We start from the raw sequence: 26,046 nt of genomic DNA, 5'->3' as shown, positions 1-26,046 counted from the left end.
GTTTGAGTTCTCGTTATCAGAAAGTGTCATTTGAACGATAGATTTATTAAATACCTTACAAAGTGATCGCTTAGCTAAAAAGTAAATTACATATTAATTTAGATAGCTCTAGCCCGTCACAATGACACAAAACAGACTTTCATTTCCATATAAGGTTCATTCTATCTTTCTTCAAGTCGTCAAACAGTAATAAAAATGCGATATGCGGTTGGATGCAAAGCAAGCTTTTTAAATTTCGATAGCATAAAACGGTCAAAATTTGTAAACAGGGCAAACTTTAGTTTCATTTATATTGCCCTTAACCCTGCATTATTTGCTATTTTGTTCATTGTTTGTAAAAATCGGGTTTATTACAGGTCAGACCACTTTGGGGCGATAAGCTCAAACGGAAGTCGGTCATTAATTTAGGTGCATTATGGCAACAAAACAATCAGTTACTACCCGAGAGGGTGATCGCATCGCCATTGTCGCGGGGTTGCGTACTCCGTTTGCGAAAATGGCTACATATTTCCACGGTGTTCCGGCTGTTGATCTAGGTAAAATGGTCGTAAACGAACTTCTCGTTCGCCATGGTGTTCAAAAAGAATGGGTTGACCAGGTTGTCTACGGTCAAGTAGTACAAATGCCTGAAGCGCCAAACATTGCGCGCGAAATCGTGCTTGGCACGGGCATGAATATTTATACCGACGCTTACAGCGTATCTCGCGCATGTGCGACGAGTTTTCAATCTACGGTTAACATCGCAGAAAGCATGATGGCTGGTACGGTACAAGTAGGTATTGCTGGTGGTGCTGATTCAACGTCGGTATCACCTATTGGGGTTTCTAAGAATTTAGCGCGTGCGCTGGTTGATTTACAGAAAACCAAGACCCTTGGCCAAAAGCTAAACATCTTCAAGCGTTTAAGCTTAAAAGATCTAGCGCCTGTTCCTCCTGCGGTAGCAGAGTACTCAACCGGTTTGTCGATGGGACAAACGGCAGAGCAAATGGCGAAAACGCATCAAATATCTCGTGAAGAACAAGACAAGCTCGCACACCGCTCGCACAGCCTAGCCGCTGAAAGCTGGGAAGCAGGCAAGCTGTCTAGCGAAGTGATGACCGCTTATGCTGAACCGTATAAAGGTGCGCTTGAGCGCGATAACAACGTACGTTTCGATTCTAAGCTTGAAGGCTACGCGAAACTTCGCCCAGTATTCGATAAAAAGTACGGCTCGGTAACAGCTGCAAACGCTACACCGCTTACCGATGGCGCCTCTGCAGTGCTTATGATGACAGAAAGCCGAGCGAAAGAGCTAGGTTATACGCCGCTTGGTTACATTAAGAGCTACGCGTTTTCGGCAATTGATGTTTGGGAAGACATGTTAATGGGACCGTCGTACGCGACACCAATTGCGCTAGACCGCGCAGGCATGACGCTAAACGACCTAACGCTGATTGAAATGCACGAAGCGTTCGCAGCGCAAACCTTGGCAAACGTTAAGATGTTCGCAAGTGACAAGTTCGCTAAAGAGAAACTTGGCCGCGACAAAGCGACGGGCGAAATTGATATGGACAAATTCAACGTAATGGGTAGTTCAATTGCTTATGGTCACCCGTTTGCTGCAACCGGTACACGCATGATTACGCAAATGCTTAACGAACTAAATCGCCGTGGCGGTGGTACAGGCCTTCTTACTGCATGTGCTGCGGGTGGTCTTGGTGCCGCAATGATTGTGGAGACAGAATAATATGAGTCAGGAACAAGAAATGACAAATGAAGTTCAGCCAACATCAGGCGCATTTACGTTAACTAAGCAAGATAATGGCGTTGCTATTCTTAGCATGGACGTACCTGGCGAGAGCATGAATACGCTTAAAGCTGAGTTTGGCGATGAGATATCTGCCATGCTTGATGATATTGAACGCGACAGCAGCATCAAAGGTGTGGTGTTAACAAGCGGCAAGCCAAGCTCATTCGTAGCAGGTGCCGATATCACCATGCTAGCAGCGTGTAAAACTGCGGAAGATGCCACAACCATAGCCGCTGGCGGTCAAGCCATTTTCGATAGAATTGAGAACATGAAGGCTACCTTCGTTGCGGCTATTCACGGCCCAGCGTTAGGCGGTGGTTTAGAGCTAGCATTAGCGTGTCACTACCGTGTATGTACCGATTCACCTAGTACTCAGGTAGGTCTACCGGAAGTGCAGCTTGGCTTGTTGCCAGGCAGTGGTGGTACTCAGCGCCTTCCTCGCCTAATCGGCATTCAGCAAGCGATGAAAATGATGCTTACTGGGTCTCCAGCACGCGCTAAGCAAGCTAAAAAGTACGGTATTGTAGATGATGTGGTCCCTCACAGCGTTTTGCTAAAGGTAGCTGAACAGTTTGCGCTTAAACGCAAACCAGAAAGAGAAGCGCCGCAAAAGAGTGTGATGGACAAAGTGTTAGAGAAAACCGGCCCGGGCCGTAACATGATGTTCAAAAAAGCGCGCGAAGCGACATTTGCCAAAACCAAAGGTAACTATCCAGCGCCAGGTTACATTATTGATGTAATTGAAACGGGCATGAACGAAGGGATGAAAGCGGGGCTTAAAGCCGAAGCTGAAGCCTTTGGTAAGCTTGTTATGACGCCGGAATCTTTCCAGTTACGTGAGATTTTCTTCGCTACGACAGAAATGAAGAAAGAAAACGGCGTTGAAGGTGTTAAACCTGAAAAAATGAAGAAAGTCGGTGTGCTTGGCGGTGGTTTAATGGGTGGTGGTATCGCCTATGTAACGTCGACCAAAGCTGGTGTACCTGTCCGTATTAAAGACGTGCGTGCTGAAGGCATAGCCAATGCAATGAAATATAGCTATGACATCTTAAACAAAAAGGTGAAGAAGCGTTTCATGCGCAATAGTGAAATGCAGAAACAGTTGGCGCTTCTTACCGGTACGCTAGATTATAGTGGCTACCAAGATGCTGATATCGTGGTTGAGGCGGTTTTTGAAGATTTAGATCTTAAGCAAAAAATGGTGGCGGATATTGAAGAGAACTGCAAAGAAAGCACGATCTTCGCGTCTAATACGTCGTCTATTCCAATTACACAAATTGCAGCTAAAGCAGCACGACCTGAAAACGTGATTGGTCTACATTACTTCTCGCCAGTAGACAAAATGCCGTTGGCCGAAGTTATTGCTCACGATAAAACGTCTGACCAAGTCATTTCATCTACGGTAGAGTTTGCTAAAAAGCAAGGCAAAACGCCGGTAGTTGTTAAAGACGGTGCGGGTTTCTACGTAAACCGTATTTTAGCGCCGTACATGAATGAAGCGGCAAACCTCATTCTTGACGGTGAGCCTATTGAGCACATCGATAAGTCATTGGTTAAGTTTGGCTTCCCTGTAGGCCCTGTGAAACTACTTGATGAAGTGGGCATTGATGTTGGTACTAAGATTATCCCATTCCTTGTAGAGGCGTTCGGCGAGCGCTTCACTGCGCCAAGTGCTTTCGATAAAGTACTTGCAGACGGCAGAAAGGGTAAGAAAAACCAAAAAGGGTTTTATTCTTATGAAGGCAAAAAACCAGGTAAAGAAGTGGACGAGTCAATCTACGAACTACTGGGTCTTTCACCTTCTGCTAAGTTAAGCGAAAAAGAAGTAGCGGAACGCTGCGTATTAATGATGCTTAACGAGGCGGCACGCTGTTTGGATGAGGGCGTTATCCGCAGTGCCCGTGACGGCGATATCGGTGCTATCTTTGGTATTGGTTTCCCTCCATTCTTAGGTGGCCCATTCCGCTATATGGATACACTGGGAATTAAACACGTTGTTGCTCGTTTAAACCATTATGCTACTGCTGTAGGTGATAAATTTGCACCTGCTGAAGTGCTAGTAAAAATGGCAGAAAACGATCAAAAGTTTTACAGCTAAGTTTATAAAATGTTAAAAGCCGGGCATTGCCCGGTTTTTTTATGTCTAATGGGTATTTTTGCTGGTTTATTGTTCTATTTTGGGTAGAATTCCTGCGGTTAAAAAATGAACGTGTCAAATTGTTGGCGTAAATTATCAGTAAGTTAAATTGAATAATTGATGGGGATAAGTAACCCCACGTAACTAGGTCAAACAGGCGGAGGCAGTGTGATTTCACTCGTAGTATTAAGCGTTATATTTTCTCTGTATTTTTATGTAGAAGCGTTTAAATGGGGAATGAGCGCGAAGAAGTGGGCGATAGCGGGTTTTGTGTTAGGTCCAATCTTACTGCCCATGTTCTCAATCTCTCGCCATATACATTGGCGCAATGCAGTAGGGTTTAACAACCTTTATATTTCTGCGTAGTCTTTCCTAGCGGTCTGCTGAAATAAGTAAGTGGGGCGTAAAATACAGGTATAAAAAAAGAGAGCGTTGCTCTCTTTTTTTTGGAAATTCTAAGATATCTCTTAAAGACCAATTCCCATGCCACTTCCACCCGTCTTTGGGCGAACTGTTTGTGGTTGAGTTACGGTCTCTTTCTGTGACTCAGGAGCTTGTTTAGCGCCTTCTTGCTTGTCGGCAGCAACTGGGGTAGCGGTAGAAAGTACTAGTGCAACTGCGTACTCTTTTAACATGTTAATTTCCTCTGATTATTTTGAACGAACAAACAAAACCGATTTTTTATATTTGTCATCGGTACTTAATACTTAGCTAAATGCGTGCCAGAAATAATATTTTTTAAAATTTTCTTTATATTCAAGGATTTATAGTTTGTTTTTGGTGCAGGGATTTATCGACGTTCATAAGCGCCATTTTAATGGCACTAAAGTCTAATAAACTAAGGTTGAATAGGCATGACTTTGCCTAAAGCTGCAATGAGTGGCGTCAAGGAGGGGAAAGCAAACGCCCTAAACGCGAATAAAAGGTAAGGGCTATTAAAAGCTAGAGTGGCCAAGCAGTGTATGAAGCTTTTGATTCTCGGTAAGAAGCTTCTCAAAGCGCTCTGCATTTAATGGTCGGCTGTACAAGAAGCCTTGCAACATTTCGCAATCGTAGCGACGTAAAATATCTAGCTGAGCTTCTTCTTCAACGCCTTCCGCTACAACTTTTAAGCCTAGATTGTGGGCGATATTTATAATGGCAGCCGCCATATGACGATCTACATTACTTTTTGCAATATCGTCAATAAATGCTTTGTCAATTTTTAGCGTGTTTAACGGGAAACGCTTTAAGTAGGCTAGAGACGAGTAACCTGTACCGAAATCGTCTAGCGCTAGGTGAATACCTCTTTCGCGAAGGCGAGTCATCATTTGAAGGCCGTTTTCAGGGCTTTCCATTAGCGTACCTTCAGTTATTTCGCACTCTAAATGTAGTGGCGACAAACCAATATCGCTTAAAATCTTGTTTATTCTGTCGTCTAAGTCAGGTAATTCGAACTGCTTCGCAGATATATTCACAGCTACACGACCACTAAACAAACCTTGGTTTACCCAGCGTTTGGTATCTGCACAAGCCTTTCTTAGCACTTGTTCACCAATTTCTATAATTTGGCCCGTTTGTTCTGCCAGAGGGATGAATTGCCCAGGGCTTACTATGCCCTTTTGTGGGTGTTCAAAGCGCACCAAAGCTTCCATGCTGACTAGCTTACCTGAGGCTATATCAACTTTCGGCTGGTAGTAAACCGTAAACAAGTCATCTTTAATACCTTGTCTTATAAGGTTTTCAATTTGCAGTTGCCTAACGGCGTTTTGATTCATCTCTCCGCTAAAGAATTGATAGCTGTTGCCGCCATTGTTTTTAGCGAAATACATGGCTGTGTCGGCGTTTTTCAGCATTTCTTGAGGAGAAGTGCCGTCGTCAGGGAAGAATGCGATTCCAATACTGGCACCCAATACAAACTCTTGCTTATTAATGATAAAGGGGCGAGATAGTGTGTCTAATAGATTCTGTGCGTAATGCGTTACCGTGTGGATATCGGCATTGTCTTCCATTAACACACTAAATTCATCACCACCTAAACGATAGCAGGTCGCACTCTTACCCGTAATTCTCTGTAAGCGCTTTGCTATTTGTTTAATTAATATATCGCCCGTTTGGTGGCCTAAAGAATCGTTTATTTTCTTAAAGTTATCCATATCCAAACAGAGTAGGGTATGTTGTGCCCCTTTCCGCACCAAGTTCTGGTGGCTAGCTTGGAAGAACGAACGATTAGGAAGCTCCGTGAGCGGGTCGGTATTAGCTAGTTTCAATAGTTCTTTTTCAGTACTTTTTCTTGACGTTATATCACTAAATACGCCTACAAAATGGCTTATTTTTCCGTCATCGTCATGGACGGCGTCTATGTTTAATTCCATTTCATAACGCTCACCGTTCACTCGCACACTTTCTACTTCACCTGACCAGTTACCTTTCGCTTTTAGCGTTTTCTTGATTTCTTCGGTAAAAGCGTCTGGATATAGATGGAAGTGCATATAGCTTGCTAACGCTTGATCGCGGGTCTCGCCGGTGTAACCGCAATATGCATTATTTACACTTATGAATTTAAATTGGGTATTAGTTATGAATACACCTTCAGAAATATTCTCAATTGAACGCTTAAATAGATTCAGCTGCTCTTCAGCTTCTTTTAAGTGATGAATATTCTTAAGCGTACCAGTCATTCGTACCGGCTGAGCATTGTGGTCTCTTTCAACCACTTTTCCGCGGTCAAGTATCCAAATCCACTGATTCTTAAATGTCTTTGCGCGGTATGCAAGCTCGTAGAGGTCGCTATTACCTTCAAGATGGTCTCTTAGGGCAGTTTTAACACGGTTTACGTCGTTAGGATGAATGTTTGCATCGTAAGCGCCTGTAGTGCGTATATCATCTTGTGGAAAATCAAGTGTGCCCCACGTATTTGCACGGTAAACTTGGCCTCTATATACGTCCCAGTCCCACAGCTCATCTCCAGAACTCCATAGCGTCAGTTTAAGGCGTTCTTCCGACTCTTTAATGGCAAGCTGGTTTGCCTTCCTTATCTGATATTGGCGAACGATGAATGCAAAAATAGCGAATGCGACAATACAGTAAAAAACAATAGCAACAGTATGAAGCCAAGGTGGTCTTGCGATTTGAACTGAAAGATTTCTGCTGTCAGACCACAACCTTCCAGGCGCTTTTGCTTGTACCTCGAAAACGTAGTTTCCAAAGCTTATATTATTAAATTGAGCAACTCTGTCGTCTCCATTATCAATCCAGTTGTCGTCAAAACCAAGCAACCGATATCGATAAACCACGTGCTGCGGATAAACAGCGTTGAGTAAATTGAAAGATATGCTGAATCTAGACTCGTTATGCTCAAGATAAATAGAATCTTTATAGTTGATATTTTGAGCGGATGAAAAGTAACTTTTTTCAGTTCCATATTCTCGTTGCACAATATTTGACTTATTATTTGAAACGCCAAAGATTTTCAGCTCAGAAACCTCAGGTGTGAGAGTTTTTGACAAGCTTTTCACAGTTTTCAGGTGATTTCTATTTACGACGTTGTACCCGGTCATTCCACCAAAGTAAATACTGGAGTCAGATGATACAAAAATTGAACTTTCACCCAGTGAATTAAAATTCAATTCTGAGTTAGGTATCGTTATTAACTCCGTTAAATCTGGTAGGTGGATCTGGTGAACACCTGCAGTATCTGCATACCAGATTCTGTCACCCACGCCTATTGAAGATATAATCTGGCCAGAGTTTTCCTGACGACTTTGCCTCTGAGTTATCTCCCAGGTATTTTTGTTTACACCGATTATTCCTTTGGATCTGGTTGTAAGCCAATAGGTATCGTTTGCTTCGAAAACTCGGTAAACTTGGGAGTCGAAACCATTGGATTGTTCAAGAGAATATACCTGTCGTTTCTCTGTTAATGAATAAATGCTAACTCCAGACTCACTTCTTAGCCAAAGCCTATTATTTGAATCTTTGAAAATAGGAACAAGAAGTGAGTAATCTATTTTAACGTCTATTTTCTCTACTAAAACTTGATTTGATTTAGGATCAAAAGTTAATTTATGTGGCCCTTTCGTATCAACCCACACCCATATTTCATCATCGTCTCGGTAGAAAAAGTCGATAAAAACTCCTTCAAAAAAATGATTAGTAATTTTCAGCGTATTATTTGCCTTATCAAGTACATAAATGCCATTTGATGAGGCAAGCCAAATTTTTTCATACGGGTCTATTTCCAAGTCCCAGTATGTTATGGACTTAGGTAATTTACTAAGAGTCTCAAAAAATTCGACTTCACCTGAGCTTGAATCGAGTTTTCCTAGTCCTCTCTGCTGAGCAACAACAAAAATATCTTGGTTCTTATCTTCTGCAAATCCCCATATTGCCGAGTAATCATCTTCAGCAGCATTTGGTGAATTAAATACAGACTTATACCTTGTAGTCGCATATTCAGGATGAAATCTGAATGCGCCGCTTTTTATAGTTGTGACCCATACACCCCCAAGTCTATCGGCCACCAGATTCATGATAGTTGCTGTAGGCAGCCCTGTTAACTCTTGGTTGTCGTGAGCCAAAAATAAAGTTTGCGGATTAAAATTGGAATCTATATCAGTAATAGCAGCTTCGCTGAAAATGAAAAGACCTGCTTGGGTTCCAACCCAAATATCATCTTCCTTTTCGAAGATTGAAAGCGTATTTAATGCTTCATTAGACTCAGAAGTAAATTCATCTTTTAGATGCTGTAATATCTTGCCGGAGGCCGACATTACGTAGATGCCTTCATTCGTTGCAAGCCAGTAATTTCCATTTATCACTTTGACATCGTGAATCGAGCGAACATCCAGATTTATTCCCCAAGGGTTAACCTTGGTTGCGGAGTAGAGGGACTCGTCAGATTTATCAATAAGCGAAAGACCAAATTCGTTTGAGCCCAACCAAGTGCGGTTCGCTTCATCATAAATGACCTTGATAAAGCTCTGGTCTCTGTGTATTTGTTTTACGACTTCGATTTGATGTGTATCTTTAGATAACTTGTAAAGAAATTTTAAGTCAGCAAATAGAATATCGCCTTCATATGACTCTCCAATTCCAGTAATAAAATCAACTTTAATTACGCTATTTTGTCGATTAAATATTTTAAAATTGTCGCTTTCTGGTTGATATTTCGCGAGTCCTGCTTGCGTACCTATCCACAAATCTCCCTTGGAGTCTAAGAACAAATTCTGTATGTAACCAGTTGGGAGCGAGTAAGGATCGACATCTGAAGGGTGATATTGCTTTACTTCATATCCGGAATAACGGTTGAGTCCATTGGAGGTCGCGAGCCAAATGTAACCATTGTTATCTTCTACAATGTCCAATACCGCAGTGTCAGAGAGTCCTTGCTGCTTATTTAGCTCTGTAAAATGAAGATCAGAAACCTCTATCGCCTTTGCAGAAGAAAAAAGAATTCCTGACAAAGCCAACAAAAGAAGAGAAATTGAATAAATTAGGGTTGAGCGCACCTACACACCTTTGGCATACGCCATTTATTATTTTTTTATTTTACTGGCGGCATCCCTAACAGCCAGAATAATAAATATGCCGAATTAACTAAGCCTCTACAAGGACTTTTTAGTAATAACAAGAATGATGGTTTACTTATTAACCAACCTTGTCTGCGAATACCACTGGGTATCGGCAGATTGGTTAAAATCTTAACGACCGTGGCACGTGCCTACAATGCAGCTTTAGTAGTAAGGAATTTCTTTTTTGAATTCAGAAATACTGTTAATCGTTCGTTTTTCCTGGGTGGGAATACTCTCAAATTTTCCTCGAGAGAACAGCACCAATTCCCCGCAGCGCTCTCGTTTAGCGAGTTGATGCGCGAAGTCTTGAATCTCTTCGAAACTCAAGCCTTTGATCCTTTCAGCAAGCTTTGCATTTCTATTAAACTCTAAATCTTGCGTACCCAAACTTACCCATAAACGCTGTGACTTCATCGAAAGAGTAAGATCTCTCTCTTCTAACTGCTTAATAAGGTTTTGTTGGATAGTCGGCCAATAAAAACGATAGAACTCTATTTCATTGAGTTGCTGGAATAAAAAGGCGGTCATTGCATCTAGCAACTGCTTTGGATTGCATTGCGGGCTTTGTATATAAAATGCCATTCCGGGGTGTTGATTATGTGGCACATAGCCTGTACCGACTATGTATCCCAATTGCTGTTCTGTTCTTAACGAATTGAAGAACGGTGCTGCCAGCATCTGTTCAAGAACCATACATAATGCGGTGTCGGTGAGGCTCGGAGAAGGCGCTTGTAAATAAAGTACGACCGCTGAGTCATCGTGATTACACAACACTTCATGATAAAGAGTTTCGCCCACAGGCAGCTTAGATACGGCACGAGAAAGGGGAGCTCCCCCTGCATTTTTACAATGGCTATGAAGCGACGTCGAAAACGCCTTTGCTTCTTCGCTTGCCCAGTTGCCATGCATAAATGCCTCTACAAAATAATGCTCAAAGGCTGCACTGCGACATCTTAGCATCTCGTTATAAGAGATGTTTTCTATCACGTCTAACAATTCAACTGGCGCTTGCGTGTTGCGTTGAATAAGAACACTTAAACGAGAGAATAAACGGTTAGTCGGCTTATTTAACAGTGAATTATGAAGGCTTTGAATTTGAAGTGCTTTGTGATGTTCAAAGGCTCTTTCGTCAGGAATAAAACTGAGAACGGCGTCAAGAAGTTGACTTGCTAACAATGTCTGCTGATTCGTAAAACCACGGGTGTGTAGTGTGAACCCAGCTTGATGTCCATAAATCCGATAGTGAAGTCCTGCTATTTCAGCGCGGTAGTATTTAGCTTGGAGATGATCGTTAAGTGCGCCGAGCCAAATTCGCTTGGCCGCAACAGAGGTCAAAGAGTCTGAAAACTGAGCGGCGTCGAAAGAGATATAAATATCGCCTTTGGGGCTATGGAATTGTTGGTCCTGAGCGAACCAAAATCGATAGCCACCATTATCTACCAACCTATTTGGAACATTAAACCCCGTTTCAGGGAGGATAAGCGTGTATTCGCTCGCCAAATAAGGATTGGGTGGTGGAAGGCACAATTCTGGAATTTTCTTTGCGCCTTTAAGTGAATATATTAGCGCATCGTCGATGTCTTCAACGCTATATTCAGCCTCATAAAATGCGCAAACCTGAGTGGTTTTAACATCTTTTGATATAACCTTTAAACGAAGGTTCTTGGGCGTGAAAAAGGACAGAGCATGCTCAATTATGCTTCTGTCATAACTACCAATAGTAGAGCGAAGTCTATTTAATTCGTCAGGTTCGAATATAAATTGATGCTGTGCATACTCAGTTATGATCCCAAGCGGCTTCACATTTTCTTCGTACTCTAAGGCCAGCGCGTTTAGCTGCGACTTTTCGTGAAAGCGCCACTCTTCAGTCGATGCTTCTCTAATTAATTCGATGTAGCTAAATAGTGCCTCTAACACCTGCGCTTTGTGTTTAAGGCCTTCCTGGGTAAGCTGAAAGCTCACATTAAAATCTTTAAATTTATCGCCTTCTATGCCAGAGCCCGCTATCAGGTTTAACGCCCAATCTTTTTCTTTTAAATAGGCAAGTAGGCTTCCTTCACCTTCGTCACCAATCAAATGGCTGATGTAGTTCAGCGGTTTGGTTTTGTAGTCGTTCTGTAAAGCGGGGAGGGCAAATGTCACTATCATACGTCTAGCAGATTGCAGCGGATGAATGTTGATTTGAATGCCCAGTTCATTTTCTGTGTAAAGCGAAGGCCAGTCGTCAGAGGCTAACTGTCCACTTGGCAATGTCCCAAAACACTGATTCACTAACGCCTCGAGTTGACGTTTTGGCATAGGACTGGCTATGCACAAGCTCATGTTAAGCGCACAGTAATACGATTGGTGCAGTGACTTCAGGCGACGTTTAAGCTCTGAACATTCGTGTTGAGAAAAGGTATCGCAATTGCCTACAGAAAATTTTGCAAAGGGATGCTCTGGGTTACATGTCTCTTTATGAATTTGATAAAGGCGGCGAAGGTCGTCTTTTTTCTTAAACTCAAATTCAGCATGAATGTTCTTTATTTCGTTGGTTAGCGCGTCTTCTTCAAATAAGGGTTGCCTAAGCATATCTGCAAATGCAGGCAATGTTTGCGCAATAGCGTCACCGCTGCAATTGAAATGGTAATTTGTGTACTCGGTACCTGTCCATGCATTGATTGTGCCGCCGTGTTGCTCAATGAATCCATTTATAGCATTGGGTTTGGGCAAATGACGGCTACCCATAAAAAGCATGTGTTCAAGAAGATGGGCTAACCCTTGGCAATCGTTTGGGTCATAAAAGTGTCCGGCTCTTACCGCCATTGAAACAAAAGATTCACTTGCTTCTGGCGTGTGACATAACATGGCACGCAACCCATTAGGTAAAGTAACGTGATGTGCGTTTTCTAAATTTATGGTGTTGTTCACATTGTCTCGTTTTTGGTCAAGAGCACCTTACTGCTGGAGCGTCTATAAAGAGAAACTTCACAAAACGTTAAATAATGTACGAAAATTCTCACTATTCGCGGTTTAGCGCTAGGCGTAGTATCAGCTCTCTGATATCGTTAGCATACTTTCATTAATACTATGCGCAATGTTATGTCAGGTCAAAGTAGCAACGACGACATTTATCTTTTCATTATGCGTCACGGTGAAGCAGAAGCGCCCAGACTCGATGATAAAAGCAGGCAACTTACACCATTAGGTAGAGAGCAAGCCAAAACAGCAGCTTTATGGTTAAAAGACCAATATTGCCAGAAAGGCATTGTGGACTTAGCGCTTGTGAGCCCTTATCGTCGAGCCAAACAGACCCATGATATGGTATCGCTTGATATCATTGCGAACAAAGTTGAAAATAATGAAGATATTGTTCCGGAAGGCTCGCCAAGACTGGTGAGTGATTATATTGATGGACTTCTTCACGCCGCGGTCAATTCCAAAAAACCAATCAAAAAACTTCTTGTTGTTAGTCACATGCCGCTAGTTAGCTATCTCGTTGATGAACTGTGCCAGTCTTACACCACAAGTTTGTTTTCTACGGCCTCAATTGCTGTTATCAAGTATTCTTTAAAAGAGCACAAAGGCACGCTGGTAACGCATTATCAAGGGCTGTAAACGCCTTGCTCCTTCTTAGCGATTAATTTCGGAAATTGAACAATTAATCGTTAAGTATATTCCCACATGGTCGATAGACTCTTTGAGAGTGTCAAAGTTTATTCTATTAAAGGGTTGGGAAATGGACAGCAAATCTATTCCTGAGCTCCTTAAACGTTCATTGCAATCGCATATGGCGGAGGCTGATTTACGTGAAGATAAGGAGACGCAGGATATTATTGCCAAATTATCTGAATTGTCAGATAAGGTTGCTGCTGCGAAAGCTAGAGCGCTGGCAAATAGAGCACAGCGTCTAGCTGACGAATCAAAAGGTTAGCTGATAAGGCCGAAAGGCAGGTTAACCACCAAAACGCTTAGTGGTCATTATTCGACTCTTTAGGTGCAACATAGTATTCCGGCATGATTCTGACGGTTTTTATCATGCTTTCTGAAATGTCTACAATTTCTAACGGATAACCCGCCAAACGCACGCTTACTTTGTTCTCAGGAATATCTTCAAGATACTCAAGTAATAAACCATTAAGGGTTTTAGGGCCTTCCGTAGGCAGGTTCCAATCCATTTCTCTGTTCAATTCTCGGACGTTGGCACTACCATCAACCAATACTGAACCATCCTGTTGTACGTGTGCTTCCTTACTGTGGTCTGGAACCATACTGGTGGTAAAGTCACCGATAATCTCTTCAAGAATATCTTCAAGAGTGACTAGACCCATAATGTCGCCATACTCATCAACAACCAGAGCAATGCGCTCTTTTTCGGCTTGAAACTTATACATCAGCGTGTGCAGCGGGGTAGATTCAGGCGTGTAGTAAATCTCACGAACTGCGCGAAGCAAGCTTGATTTAGTGAACTGGTCTTTTGATAGAAGGCGCAGGGCGTCACGCACATGCACAAAGCCTACCGCATCGTCGACACTGTCTCGGTATAATAAAACACGGGTATGTTGAGCATGGGTTAACGCTTTTTGAATTTTCTTCCAATCGTCGTTAATGTCGATAGCAAAAATTTCAGCACGTGGCACCATGATATCTTCGGCCGTTACACTTTCTAAGTCCAAAATACTCACCAACATATCTTGGTGTCGCTTAGGGATCATGGCACCAGCTTCAAAAACCACGGTTCTTAACTCTTCTCGACTTAACGAGTCGTCACTTCCACTTGCAGGACTAATTCTTAGCAAAGCTAGAATGCCGTTTGTGATACCGTTAATCGCTGCCACAAAAGGGTACAGCAAGGTAAGTAGTGGAAGCAGAATAATGGAGCTCGGAAATGCCACTTTTTCTGGATACAGCGCAGCTAGTGTTTTCGGCGTTACTTCTGCAAAAATAAGTAGGACCAACGTTAAGCCAAAGGTAGCAGCAAACAGCCCCCAATAGTCACCGAATAAACGAATACAAAGTATGGTTGCAAGCGAGGATGCTGCAATATTAACTAAGTTGTTTCCGATGAGAATAAGGCCGATAAGGCGATCAGGTCGTTCTAGAAGTTTAGCAACACGTATAGCTGAGCGGTTGCCTTCTCCTTGCAAATGCTTGAGTCGATAACGATTAATCGACATCATGCCAGTTTCTGAACTAGAGAAATACGCAGATAGTAATATGAGTACGCCGAGCGCGATAAACAGCGTACTCGTTGATATGTCGTCCAATTAATGGGTTCCTGTCTTAACTTAGGCTTCAAATGTATTGATTTGAGGTGCGAGTTTCAAGGGAAAATTGTTGATATGTCCCTAATTAACTAGATAACACCAAAAAGTGACAAGCGCCGCCGAGCCGCCTGAAAAGCAAGCTCGGCATCGAGCTCAGCAATAAATACAGGGAGTTTTAAAGAAGAAATTCGCGAACTAATTTGCTACCAAAATAGGCAAGGGACAGTAGCGTCACACCCAAGACTGTCATCACAATAACTTGTCGCCCGCGCCAACCTCGAAGTTTCTGGCCTATTAAAAGAATGAGAAAAACAACGAGAGCGGCCGCTGATAGCACCGTTTTATGCGCGTAAGTTTTGTTAAACATATCTTCTAAGAAAACAAACCCGCTAATTAGTGAGACGGTTAGTAAACAAGTTCCCGCAAGCAACAGCTTGAACAAAATGTTTTCTACAAGCATTAAAGGCGGTAGTGATGAATGTAGTAGCGCAGCACCTTTTTGCTTTAACCGGTAGGTAATGTAGGACATTTGCAGTGCGTATAAGAATGCAATGACCAAAGTGCAGTAAGCAAACAATGACAAACTAATATGGATAACTAAGCCCGGCTGCAGCTCTATGTGCATGATGTACGACACGGGAATAAACTGTGAGGCGAGTACCGTAAGACTTGCAAAGCCGAAAACAACAGGAAGTAAAATAAGATTAGGAATGGCGCGGGCAAATATAAGCATGGACACGGTGATTATCCACGACACTAATGAAAGTACGTTGGTTACACTCATGTCTTGCCCAGGCGCGACAATAATAACGTTGGTGAGAAAAGCGATATGTGCAATTGCCCCAACACTAGCGATGGATAGCCCTAATCGCTTATTCGGGCCGTCTTGGTGTACGAATTTGCCAATAAGTACTGCCGCAGCTAATGCGTAGAGTAAAGCAGCAGAAATGGCGAAAAGGGTGTTCATGATGCGTCCTGTAATAGGTAGGTGACGTCTTCACCGACTGAGTCGGTATTGATACTGCAACTTGCAAGTAAATTCAACCATCTCCTTGATTTTGTTTGTTTCACACCCACTTTTAGTGTGGGTATAGGATCATGGAAGGACAATTTTTACTCCATATCGACTTCGAAATTCGTACATCAAATTTCGACAACCCTTGACGCAAAAGTTTAAAAATTTAACCGCAATTGTGGGTACGTTACCGTTCGCTTTTACGTTACAATGCGGGCATTACGTCTGAAATAAAAAGAAGTTTCATACTATGTTTGAGAATTTATCAGAACGCTTAGGCCAGACATTACGAAATGTCAGCGGTAAAGGGCGTCTTACTGAAGACAATATTAAAGAAACGCTACGCGAAGTGCGTATGGCGCTACTTGAAGCCGACGTTGCGCTACCCGTAGTAAAAGCGTTTGTTGCACAGGTAAAAGAACGTGCAGTTGGTACCGAAGTAACCAAAAGCCTCAAGCCTGGCCAAGTATTTATTAAAATCGTTCAGTCTGAACTAGAGTCGGTGATGGGGGAGGCGAACGAAAAGCTTAACCTCGCAACTCAACCTCCGGCTGTTGTGCTTATGGCGGGCTTACAAGGTGCGGGTAAAACTACGTCTGTAGGTAAACTTGCGAAATACCTAACTGAGCGCGAGAAAAAGAAAGTGATGGTAGTGAGTGCCGACGTTTATCGTCCGGCCGCTATCAAGCAGCTTGAAACCCTTGCCGGTGAAGTGAATGTAGCTTTTCACCCGTCAACGATTTTACAAAAGCCCATTGATATCGTTAATGATGCCATTGTTGAAGCGAAGAAGAATTTCTTCGATGTACTACTAGTGGATACAGCAGGTCGTTTGCATGTCGACAACGACATGATGGACGAAATTAAAGAGCTTCACGCTGCTGTTAAGCCAATTGAAACTCTGTTCGTGGTTGATGCCATGACCGGTCAGGATGCTGCGAATACGGCAAAGGCGTTTAACGACGCGCTACCGCTAACCGGTGTAATACTGACCAAAGCAGATGGTGATGCACGAGGTGGTGCTGCACTGTCGGTTCGTCACATCACGGGTAAACCTATCAAGTTTATCGGTATGGGCGAAAAGGTTGATGCACTTGAGCCTTTCCACCCTGAGCGTATTGCGTCTCGTATCTTGGGCATGGGCGACGTACTTAGCCTTATCGAAGAGGTTGAGCGTAAAGTCGATAAGTCGAAAGCGGAAAAGCTGGCCAAGAAGGTACAGAAAGGAAAAGGCTTCGACCTGCAAGACTTTAAAGATCAGCTTGAGCAAATGAAGAACATGGGCGGCATGATGGGAATGCTTGATAAGCTTCCTGGCATGGGCGGTATGTCTGATAAAATCAAAGATCAGGCAAACGACAAGCAGTTTAACCAAATGGAAGCCATCATTAATTCAATGACACCGGCCGAACGTGCGCGCCCAGATATGATTAAAGGGTCGCGTAAGCGCCGTATTGCAGCAGGCTCAGGTACGCAAATTCAAGACGTAAACCGTTTACTTAAGCAGTTTACGCAAATGCAGAAAATGATGAAGAAAATGTCTGGTGGCGGCATGAAGAAGATGATGCGTCAGATGAAAGGCATGATGCCTCCTGGTGGCGGTTTTGGAGGCCCTGGTGGACCAGGCGGCCCGGGTGGATTCGGCGGTCCTGGCGGGTTTGGCGGAGGCGGTGGCTTCCCACCACGTTAAAAGACTATCGCATTACTTAACAATGCTTAAAAACCTCAATCGCAGCAATGCATTGAGGTTTTTTTATTTTTTTTGCATCCAGTTTCACTCATCAATCGTTTGGCTTGTTGAACAGGACGTGAGCAGTACTTATCGCATCGCGCGTTTAAGTGACGTCTCTTCACGAATCAACAAGTACGGAGATGAAGATGGAATTCAATAAAACATCACAGCAAAAATTAAAACTGTCACTGTTGGCGACGGCAATGGTTCTCGCGCTAAGTGCCTGCGACGGTGACGACGGAACAGATGGTGTCGATGGGACTGATGGCGCGCCTGGCCAAGATGGTGCACCCGGTCAAGATGGAACCCCAGGCTTCGCGTCTGCGACATTCTTGGTCGCAAATAATGGCGATGACAACCGCAATACGGTTACTTCGATTGACCAAAACGCAAATGTTTTGTCTACGGTAACCACTGGAGCGAATGAGGGGATTGTATTCACGCAAAGCGGAAGCTTGGTACAAGCTGGCGACAGTGATTTACCGTTATTAAGAACGCTTTGTAATTTTGAAGCTCAAGCCGACTACATGATGAGTACAGGGCATGAGATAACGGGCGCAACTACGGGCCTTGTTAATCCGAAAGGTATTGCCTTTGCTGAAAATGCAGGTTTAGTTATGGTGGCTGACTTTAACGGTCAAAAGGTTAGCGTATTCGGTGGCCAAGCAGCAGGCAATGTTGCACCGATTGCAGAAATAATGACCTCAGCAAAACCATGGGATGTGGCCTATGACGAACAAAGCGATAGATTGTTTGTTGCACTGACCGATGGGACACTCGCGGTTTACGATAGTGTCGCTGGTTCTGATTTTGCGCCCACAGTTATGCGTTCAGTGGTGCCTTCAGATGCAGACGGAAATCAAATATCGATTAATCTGCACGGTATCGCTTACGAGCCTATGTCCAATCGTATGGTGTTATCAGACGTTGGCGATGCTGCAATTGCTGATGATGGACAAATTTTTGTTTTAGAAAATGTCTCTACGGCTGATGGGGCTGTTGTACCAAGTAGAGTGATTGGCGGCGCATCGACCCAGCTTGGTAATCCGGTAGACATTGTTTTAACCGGTTCTGATCTTCGTGTGGCGGAAAAGTCCAATGACGCCATTTTGGTGTTCTCAAACATATTCAACGGTACTAGTGGCGACGTTGCACCAACGCTATCAACGCCTTCAGTAAAACCAGAGTCGTTGGCCGAGTTAACTCAGCTGAACGAGATGAAAGACGCATCGGACGATGGCATAACTACCATGCCTATTATGGGCCTTTCGGTATCAAGTAACCCTGCAAGCGAAGGTGCAACCACGGGGCAAGTAGCGCAATACAGCGCTGTACTTTCCAGTGAGCAAAGCACTTTTGACGCTGGTATGAGCATTGAGAGTGCCGCTTTCACGGCTAGCGGTGATGGCGTCATTACTTTCGATGATGTTGAAACCTCAACGGGTGGTTTACTCGTGATTAATCGCCTCAAAACCATGCGAGAGGGTATGATGTATAGCGATAGTTTCGACCACATGATTGCGGGTAGCGATACCGGACTGATTGCACCGAAAGGGCTAGACATCGCCTCTGAAGCCGGTGTGGTATTTGTGGCTGATGTTAACGAAGCTACTCCTGCCGTTCGCGTATTTTCGCCTTGTGCGTCAGGCAATGTTGCGCCTCTATTAACACTTGAAGCTGCCAACGGGGCGCGCCCTTGGGATGTGGATTACGACCCATCAACTGATAGCGCGTATCTGGCGTTAACTAACGGTTCGGTTGCCGTGTTTGAAGAAGTGATGCGCAAAATGGAAAGCGGTGAAACCGTAATTACGGGTGAAGACAGGCTGATTGTCCCTGCAAGTGGTGGGACAGCATTTGCCGTGCCAACCAACATCCATGGCATAGACTATGATAGCCAAAGCGATAGTTTGGTCATTTCTGATGTAGGCAGCGCAGCGGATGCTGCTGACGGTAAATTGTACGTGATTCCTGGCGCAGGCAGTGCCGATGGCATAACGGATGTATCCGTCAATATTGCAGGACCGAGTTCAATGTTGGGTAATCCGGTAGACTTGATGCTCAGCAATGGTCATGTATATGTTGCTGAAAAATCAAATGGCATGATCCTGCGCTTTGACAATATTCTAAATGCAGCCTCGGGTGATGTTACGCCCAGTTTTAGCATGATGTATCCCGCACCAGAGTCGGTAAATGTATTGTCAGTGAAGTAAAACAACTGATGAACAGCCTTGTAGAAACCGTTCATTTCATCGCTGTTCTATGAAAGCTCAATGCTTTCGCTAAAGCGGCACGTACCTAATCAGTACGTGCCGCTTTATATTTATTTGGCGTTATTGGGATATTCAAAAGCTTTGCCAACTAACTTTTAAACAATAGCATGCTTTATAACCAACAAATCACCGCGCATCTGTGCAAATTCGTGAATTCATAATACACTGACGGGCTACATCGTGCGCATGTGCTCGCTTTCTTTAAGGTATGCAACTTTTACCTATTAAAGCAGGTACAGTTTTGTGCTGTGTGAGCGTTCACGCGGCAGAGTTATTGATACAGGAACACTATGGCAGGCTTAAAACGTATTATTCTTATCGACACGCATTTACCAGGCGTGGTCGAGCTAAAGCTTGATGGACACACCAATATTTGTGGTACCAATGCGTCGGGTAAAACCACGCTTCAACGACTTATTCCCGTTTTTTACGGCGAGTACCCAAGTCGCGTGGTACCGGCAACCCGTGACAGCTTTGAACGCTGGTATTTGCCTCGTTTATCTAGCTTTATTATTTATGAATACACGCGTGCTGAAGGTGACCTGTGCCAAGCAGTGTTAAGCTCAAACGGAACCGGCGTCAATTATCGTTTAATCGGCAAGCCATTTGAAATCAGTGATTATTTGATAGAGCAAAAGAACGGCAAACACGCTAGTGTAAGCAGCGCCGAGCTTGCACGCGCCATGAAGCGTAACAACATATTGGTTACGAGCTTACTTAATACGAAAGACTTCCGTGCCATCATTCAAAACGACAACGGGGTGCTTAACCAGAGTAACAATGCCCGTGAGCTATTAGGCTACGCCAAAATCTTTAGCCTTTGCGAACCGTCGAAACACATGCGCCACATTGAGAAGTTGGCTAAAGCGGTTCACTCTAAAGAAGGCAAGATGGAAACTATCAAGGCCATGATTGCCGCCATTTTAGAAGAGGATGGTGTTACGCCACCTACTTCAGGCCTAAGCCGCCACCGCGTCGATGACTGGATTAAAGAATGTCACTTAATTAAACAATTCGACAAAATTCGCCCTGAATTTTCTAAACTCGAACAAGCTGACATGGCGCTAACCACAACAGAGCAAGTGCTTGCTAACCTCAAGCATAGCTTCGAGCTTGATAAGACCTACTTGGCTGCGCGCGTTGAAACAACAAAGAATGAACTGGATGAGAATAGCTTCCAGCGCAAACAAACGGACAGCGAGTGGGGTGATACCCGTGATCACCTAAACCAGGTAATTTCATCTGCTCGCGCTGATGTTGAGAAGTTCACCAGTGAACTTGATACGGTAGAGCGTGAATTCGATAAGTGGCAAGACGAAAATATTGAGCAGCTTAAAGAAGACGTGGCAAATCTAGCGCAGTGGCAAAATGAAAAGGCCATGGCCGATAGTCGCTATGTACTGCTTACTGAAAAACACCAAGATATTGAGTCGGCCTACAATAAGCGCTTGGCTGAGCTAGGTGAAAAGCTGTCAATTACCCTGGAAGAAATGTCAGCCGCACGCCAAGAAGCCGCAGAAAATAAAGCTGAGCAGCAGCAGAGCGAACGTGAAGCATTAAGTCGCATTCAGAGCGACTACAATAGCCAGCTAAGCGCGCTTCAGAACGACTACCAAAATAGTTTGAATGTGCTAAAAGTTGCTGAAGCTGAACTAAAAGCTTCATTAAGTAACGCAGGCTACAACGAGTTTGAACAATCTCAGCTAGATATTCTTGATGCGGCCATCAAAGAAGCATCTATCAATGAAGATGCAGCGCGCGGTGAGCTGCGACAAGCGCAGCAGGCGCACAGTAAATCAGTTGAGTTTCGCAAAGAATGTTCAAATGCGTTAGATAAAGCACGCAACGCCTTTCAACAAGAAGAAAAAGCGGTTAACAAAATAAATGCGCTTCTTTACCCAGGCGAAGGCTCGCTACTTGAGTTCTTGCGCGCCAATGTCGATGACTGGGAGTTATCCTTAGGTAAAGTTATTCGCCCTGAGCTACTAGAGCGCACTGATTTAGCGCCTGCTATGGCAAAGGATGCACAGGGCGACAGCGATACCTTTATGGGCGTGAAGTTAGCACTTACTGAACTTGATACCCCAGACTACGCCTTTACCGAGCAAGCCCTTAAGCAGCAACTGCAAGAAGCTGAAATTCGTCAAGCCGCTGCCCTTGCTGCGCAGAACGAATGCGAACAGCGCCTAGCGAAAGCGAACGAAGATGTGCGCAACGCCGAGCTTGTGGTTACTCAAAAAGACAACGCCGTTAAAAGTGCCGAAGCCAGCCGTAAACGTGCACAGCAAGACCGCGATACGGTACTTAGCGAATATCAGCAGGCGCTTTCTGCACGTAAGCAAAAAGCCAAAACTAAGCTTGAAGCGAATCAACAGTCGCAAAAGCAAGCGAAGGCACAATTTGAGCTTAGTCGTGACGAAATCAAAGATCAGCAGCGCGAAGCGGAAACCGAACACAAATTCCATTGGCAGCAGCTTATTGCTGACAGTGAAGCACGTATATCTCAGCTTGATAGCGACATGCGTAAGGCGAAAGACAATGCTGCCCAAGACCGCAAAGATATGCAGGATTGGCTAGAAAGCGAATTGAGCAATCGCGGTGTGGATGTTGATGAAATAGGTCAGCTTAAAAAGCAAATCAATAAGCTTAAAGAAGACATTACGCGCACTGAAACCCACCGTCATAAAGTAGCCGACTACGAGCGTTGGTACACTAACGTGTTTACCAAGCAAAAAGTGGTATGGCAGGAAGGCTTGTCTAAGTCGCGTAAGTTATTGGGCGAATCTGAGCGTAATTTAGCCAGCAAACAAGCAACCTATAAAGCTAACCGCGAACAGCTTCAAGAGCAGCACGGACAGCTTGAAACTACGCTTAAAACTGCCAGTGAGCACCTAGAACAGGTTAAAACCTTAAGTAAATCTCTTGCCAAGCTTACGCTTCAGGCAGGTGATGAAACGGCTGAAATTAAGCACGACGATGTAAGTATTGGTCAGCGTATTTCAGAAGTGCAAAGCCAGCTTCAAGAGCGCGAAAACTTACTAAGCGATATTCGCGCCTATGTAGAAAGATTCGACCAGCTTATTGCCGCGCAAGCGGGCACAGGGCTATCTGATACGTGGGAGCGCGCCCGTGAAGAGTGTGCAACGCTGAACGCCCACGGCGTGAAGAGCTTTGATCATCGCCGTATGGTGTCGCATTTAGCACAGCTTCTAAACGTGATTGTTCCGCAGAAGCTACAGGGCTTGCGTGAGCAAGGCCGTATCTTTGGTGCCGATCTTTCGCAATACTATTTTGTACTTGCCGATATCGACAAACGCATTGTGTCGCAAAGCCGCCGTATTACCCAAGAGGTCGACGGCGACCTTTCTCTTGATGGTGTATCAGACTCGGCTGTTAAAATTCGCTCACGTATTAGTGAACTTGAATTCTGGCCCGAACTTGAGCAATTCAGAAAGCTCTATGAGCACTGGATGGAAGAGGGGGCTAACGAGTTACCAGAGGAAGAGTACGGTCAAAGTATGCGCCGGGTTCTTGATATTCTTGGCCGTGCAGCGCTTACGGGCGGCATTAGCAAGCTACTTGATATCGAGCTACACCTTCGTGAGGGTAAAAGTGACCTTGTCATTCGTACTGATCGCCAGCTTAACGAGTCATCAAGCCACGGTATGGCCTACCTTATTCTGTGTAAATTCTTACTCGCTTTCACCCGTCTGCTGCGTGGCGATGCCGACGCCACAGTGCATTGGCCGATCGATGAACTAGGTACACTTCACCAAAACAACGTGAAGAAAATCTTTGAAGCGTGTCAAAACAATAACATTAGTGTAGTCGGCGCATTCCCTAACCCAGAGTCAGAAGTATTGACGTTGTTTGAAAACCGCTACTTGATAGATAAGGTAACCCGCCAACTGCAGGTGGTTCAGCCAAAAGCAAGCTCTATAGGGGCGCGCATTAAACAGAAAAAAGAAGCAGAAAAGAACAGTGAAGTAGCAGGTGAGGAGACATCAGCATGATGACAGAACAAGGCCGTGTACTGAGTGCACTTTTACAAGGCGCGTTTATATGTCAGGTGACCGATGAAGAGGCATGGCGGCATCTTAAATCAAGAGACAACGCTGCGCAGTTAGAACCTCATTTAGCGTTATTAAATCGTACATTATCGACCACCGCTGAGGGTGACGTATTCTTTGCCAGCTTCCTCACCATTGGTGAGAACGAGCGCAAAGTGCTTACACAGCAGTTCCAAGATACAGCATCTAACCTAGTGCCTCTGGTAGAGTGGTTGTTGCTAGTTCAGCAAGCTAATGAATCTGATATGCCCATTACCATGGGCAGCGCTATTCGATTAAACGAGCTGCAAACTACCATTGAAGATACGCCCGCCTATGCTGAGCAGTTAGAGAAAATATCGCGCTATCGCATGTTTGGTTCTACCAGTGTGAATTTGGATGGTCAGCTAAAGCAGGTGTTTAAACGCTTAACCGAAATGGGTTATCTGATTAAGCCAAACCCAGATAAACAGATTTATCTGGGCACTGGCAAAATTGAACACCTTTACGAAATGCTACGTTTCATTGATGAAACTGAAGCGCTGAGTTTATCTGAGCAGGCGGAGGCCGCTATTTCGCAAGGTAGCTTGATATGAGCCAGGTGTTAATTCAGGCAGGGACTAAACTATTAAACGCATTGGGTCGTCACAGCGACCTTATCATGCAGGCGTACATTAATGGTTCGGTAAAAGAGCGCGATCACAGCCCTAAGGTATTAGACCAGCTTGTTCAACTAGGCGTATTGTGGCGTCCGGAAGCGCAAAGCGAACTGCGTTTGAAAAGCGCGGTGAGAACCCTTTTAGAGGGGAGCTTACAAGACGAACGCAACCGAACTATCAACGCTAATATTGGTGCGTCGCTGGCAAGCCTTAAAACCCTAACCGAGCACTATAAAGAAGCCCTTCATTACAACAAGTACAATGAAGCGGCAGCCCACATGGGCGATTTAACCGAGCATGTCTATCAACTTTCAGAATCATTGAGTAATAGCGTACGTGTCATGTTTGGCCGTATTAACAATGAGTTTGGCTACGTGTCTTCGGTTGAAGCTAAAATTCGCGAAAATGAGCTAGCGCAAGGACAGGTAACCGATTTACTTGCCCAGCTTGAGTGTTTCCGCTTCGATGAGTTAAGTGAACTGGCGGGTTCTAACCGTGAACTTCGTCACTTGCTGGTGGTGTCGCTACAGCAGCGCTTTGCCAAGGCCGCACAGGAGTTATCAGTAGTACAAGCACGCTTATTAGACTTGTTAGGCCGGTTTAGAGAGTTCCAAGGCCGTACACGCTTGCTTAAAGGCTTCTTGCTACACATAGAGCAGCAGCCTGATTTTGCGCCTGGCAACTACGCCAACCTGACTAACGTACCTGTGTTGTTTAATCAATCGGACACGATTATTGCTAACGCAGCACCAGACGTGAACAACGTTGAGCATGAAGCCGATTATCAAAATATTGTGGCGTCGTTAACCCACGTACACAAACGTCAGACTAAGCACGAAGACACGAAGCCAGTCGATATTGATGTGACTGAGCAATCAACTTTGTCGCTTGAAAAAGATCCATTGCAGCAAGCGGTAGAAGCGTATTTTTGTGAAGTCATCGATTCCGGTCAGCCTAAAACGGCGCTGGATTACTTTGAAGAACAGGCTTTAGACTTTGACCCTGAAGTGTGGATTTATCAGGTGATCGGGGGGTATCAAGCCCTAAACGATGAAGATAAGCAGTTTTTTGCATTAGAATCCCACGGTAATAACGATAAAGTCTATACGGGCAATTTCTACATAAACGATATCAAGTTAGGCTTGCGTTAACGTCATTTCTTAATTTTACCCATCGCCTATCAAGGTAAAGTCTGGCCCACGCTTATCAAGGGTGTGCCAGGCTTTCATACAACGTCAATGGTTCAAATTTAAACGTAAGTTAACAATGTTGATTAACTTCGTTCTTTTCTTTTTCACGCCAATTTTTGCGATGTGTGACACTTGGAACCTGTCAAAAAACACCTATAATGCAATAGGTGTTTACACTTATTTAACATTGTGAACTAAAAGCTTCATCGCGGCGTAACACTATCGTCAATTCAGCGGTCTACATTATTAGCCCTGTTAAACCTTGGAACCAAGTTAAAGGTTTATAGGTCCTATCGTAGTTCAACAACGACGCGTTATTGATGCTTTGGGTGTTAAATAGCTCGGTGTAGACACAAAAAAATTATCGCTACTGCTAGGACGCAGAGCATGTTGTGGTACTGCCG

Annotated in this window: 15 protein-coding genes; 10 read left to right on the top strand and 5 right to left on the bottom strand. The window is 44.2% G+C overall.

Annotated elements, in window-relative coordinates; translation table 11 throughout:
• The first annotated feature begins 415 nt into the window (after positions 1–415).
• The 3 genes from fadI to QME20_RS03615 all read left to right on the top strand — a co-directional run bounded on the left by fadI (position 416) and on the right by QME20_RS03615 (position 4,292).
• Positions 416–1,726: an acetyl-CoA C-acyltransferase FadI gene (gene fadI / locus QME20_RS03625; protein WP_187446097.1), complete on the top strand. Its 1,311-nt coding sequence runs from the start codon at positions 416–418 to the stop codon at positions 1,724–1,726.
• A gap of 19 nt (positions 1,727–1,745) precedes the next feature.
• Positions 1,746–3,887, top strand: a complete 2,142-nt coding sequence (gene fadJ, locus QME20_RS03620) for a fatty acid oxidation complex subunit alpha FadJ (RefSeq protein WP_281715467.1) — start codon at positions 1,746–1,748, stop codon at positions 3,885–3,887.
• 207 nt (positions 3,888–4,094) lie between these two features.
• On the top strand, positions 4,095–4,292 hold the full coding sequence (locus QME20_RS03615; RefSeq protein ID WP_014948811.1) for a hypothetical protein: 198 nt from the start codon (positions 4,095–4,097) through the stop codon (positions 4,290–4,292).
• Positions 4,293–4,393: 101 nt separating this feature from the next.
• Here QME20_RS03615 and QME20_RS03610 read toward each other — a convergent pair whose 3' ends face one another.
• From QME20_RS03610 to QME20_RS03600, 3 genes are all read right to left on the bottom strand, one after another.
• Positions 4,394–4,561 carry a hypothetical protein gene (locus QME20_RS03610; RefSeq protein WP_239245616.1) on the bottom strand — a complete coding sequence of 56 codons (168 nt, stop codon included), beginning with the start codon at positions 4,559–4,561 and terminating at the stop codon, positions 4,394–4,396.
• A 300-nt stretch (positions 4,562–4,861) separates the two neighbouring features.
• Positions 4,862–9,415, bottom strand: a complete 4,554-nt coding sequence (locus QME20_RS03605; RefSeq protein ID WP_281715466.1) for an EAL domain-containing protein — start codon at positions 9,413–9,415, stop codon at positions 4,862–4,864.
• 225 nt (positions 9,416–9,640) lie between these two features.
• The gene (locus tag QME20_RS03600; RefSeq protein WP_281715465.1) at positions 9,641–12,388 is read right to left on the bottom strand and encodes an insulinase family protein; all 2,748 of its coding nucleotides are present in this window, start codon (positions 12,386–12,388) and stop codon (positions 9,641–9,643) included.
• A gap of 171 nt (positions 12,389–12,559) precedes the next feature.
• Here QME20_RS03600 and sixA point away from each other — a divergent pair, with 171 nt between their 5' ends.
• Together sixA and QME20_RS03590 are read left to right on the top strand one after the other, a co-directional pair.
• Positions 12,560–13,075 carry a phosphohistidine phosphatase SixA gene (gene sixA, locus QME20_RS03595; RefSeq protein WP_014976012.1) on the top strand — a complete coding sequence of 172 codons (516 nt, stop codon included), beginning with the start codon at positions 12,560–12,562 and terminating at the stop codon, positions 13,073–13,075.
• 121 nt (positions 13,076–13,196) lie between these two features.
• Positions 13,197–13,391 carry a hypothetical protein gene (locus tag QME20_RS03590; protein ID WP_014978722.1) on the top strand — a complete coding sequence of 65 codons (195 nt, stop codon included), beginning with the start codon at positions 13,197–13,199 and terminating at the stop codon, positions 13,389–13,391.
• 37 nt (positions 13,392–13,428) lie between these two features.
• Here QME20_RS03590 and QME20_RS03585 read toward each other — a convergent pair whose 3' ends face one another.
• A complete protein-coding gene (locus QME20_RS03585) occupies positions 13,429–14,724 on the bottom strand; it encodes an HlyC/CorC family transporter (RefSeq protein ID WP_014948817.1) in 1,296 nt (431 codons plus the stop codon).
• 175 nt (positions 14,725–14,899) lie between these two features.
• Positions 14,900–15,691, bottom strand: coding sequence for a cytochrome c biogenesis protein CcsA (ccsA, locus tag QME20_RS03580; protein ID WP_014948818.1), 792 nt, complete (start codon positions 15,689–15,691; stop codon positions 14,900–14,902).
• A 298-nt stretch (positions 15,692–15,989) separates the two neighbouring features.
• Here ccsA and ffh point away from each other — a divergent pair, with 298 nt between their 5' ends.
• From ffh to QME20_RS03555, 5 genes are all read left to right on the top strand, one after another.
• A complete protein-coding gene (ffh, locus tag QME20_RS03575; RefSeq protein ID WP_014948819.1) occupies positions 15,990–17,429 on the top strand; it encodes a signal recognition particle protein in 1,440 nt (479 codons plus the stop codon).
• A gap of 188 nt (positions 17,430–17,617) precedes the next feature.
• Entirely contained in the window at positions 17,618–19,684 is a 2,067-nt protein-coding gene (locus tag QME20_RS03570) for a hypothetical protein (protein WP_281715464.1), read from the top strand.
• Between the two features lie 350 nt (positions 19,685–20,034).
• Positions 20,035–23,757, top strand: coding sequence for an ATP-binding protein (locus QME20_RS03565; protein WP_281715463.1), 3,723 nt, complete (start codon positions 20,035–20,037; stop codon positions 23,755–23,757).
• Positions 23,754–24,389 (top strand): hypothetical protein, encoded by a 636-nt coding sequence (locus QME20_RS03560; RefSeq protein WP_281715462.1) that lies wholly within the window; start codon positions 23,754–23,756, stop codon positions 24,387–24,389. Before QME20_RS03565 ends, QME20_RS03560 begins: the two co-directional genes overlap by 4 nt.
• Entirely contained in the window at positions 24,386–25,603 is a 1,218-nt protein-coding gene (locus tag QME20_RS03555) for a phosphoenolpyruvate carboxylase (RefSeq protein ID WP_281715461.1), read from the top strand. Before QME20_RS03560 ends, QME20_RS03555 begins: the two co-directional genes overlap by 4 nt.
• The last annotated feature ends 443 nt before the right edge of the window (positions 25,604–26,046 follow it).

The organism is Alteromonas sp. CyTr2, from assembly GCF_947311905.1.
GTDB lineage: Bacteria > Pseudomonadota > Gammaproteobacteria > Enterobacterales > Alteromonadaceae > Alteromonas > Alteromonas macleodii.
This window is presented reverse-complemented; position numbering and strand designations above follow the sequence as displayed.

Bases quoted from the DNA above. Each gene is read 5' to 3' on its own strand.
- QME20_RS03590 (WP_014978722.1), top strand. From the start codon at position 13,197: ATGGACAGCAAATCTATTCCTGAGCTCCTTAAACGTTCATTGCAATCG.
- fadI (WP_187446097.1), top strand. From the start codon at position 416: ATGGCAACAAAACAATCAGTTACTACCCGAGAGGGTGATCGCATCGCC.
- ccsA (WP_014948818.1), bottom strand. From the start codon at position 15,691: ATGAACACCCTTTTCGCCATTTCTGCTGCTTTACTCTACGCATTAGCT.
- QME20_RS03570 (WP_281715464.1), top strand. From the start codon at position 17,618: ATGGAATTCAATAAAACATCACAGCAAAAATTAAAACTGTCACTGTTG.
- QME20_RS03555 (WP_281715461.1), top strand. From the start codon at position 24,386: ATGAGCCAGGTGTTAATTCAGGCAGGGACTAAACTATTAAACGCATTG.
- QME20_RS03610 (WP_239245616.1), bottom strand. From the start codon at position 4,561: ATGTTAAAAGAGTACGCAGTTGCACTAGTACTTTCTACCGCTACCCCA.
- fadJ (WP_281715467.1), top strand. From the start codon at position 1,746: ATGACAAATGAAGTTCAGCCAACATCAGGCGCATTTACGTTAACTAAG.
- sixA (WP_014976012.1), top strand. From the start codon at position 12,560: ATGTCAGGTCAAAGTAGCAACGACGACATTTATCTTTTCATTATGCGT.
- ffh (WP_014948819.1), top strand. From the start codon at position 15,990: ATGTTTGAGAATTTATCAGAACGCTTAGGCCAGACATTACGAAATGTC.
- QME20_RS03560 (WP_281715462.1), top strand. From the start codon at position 23,754: ATGATGACAGAACAAGGCCGTGTACTGAGTGCACTTTTACAAGGCGCG.
- QME20_RS03565 (WP_281715463.1), top strand. From the start codon at position 20,035: ATGGCAGGCTTAAAACGTATTATTCTTATCGACACGCATTTACCAGGC.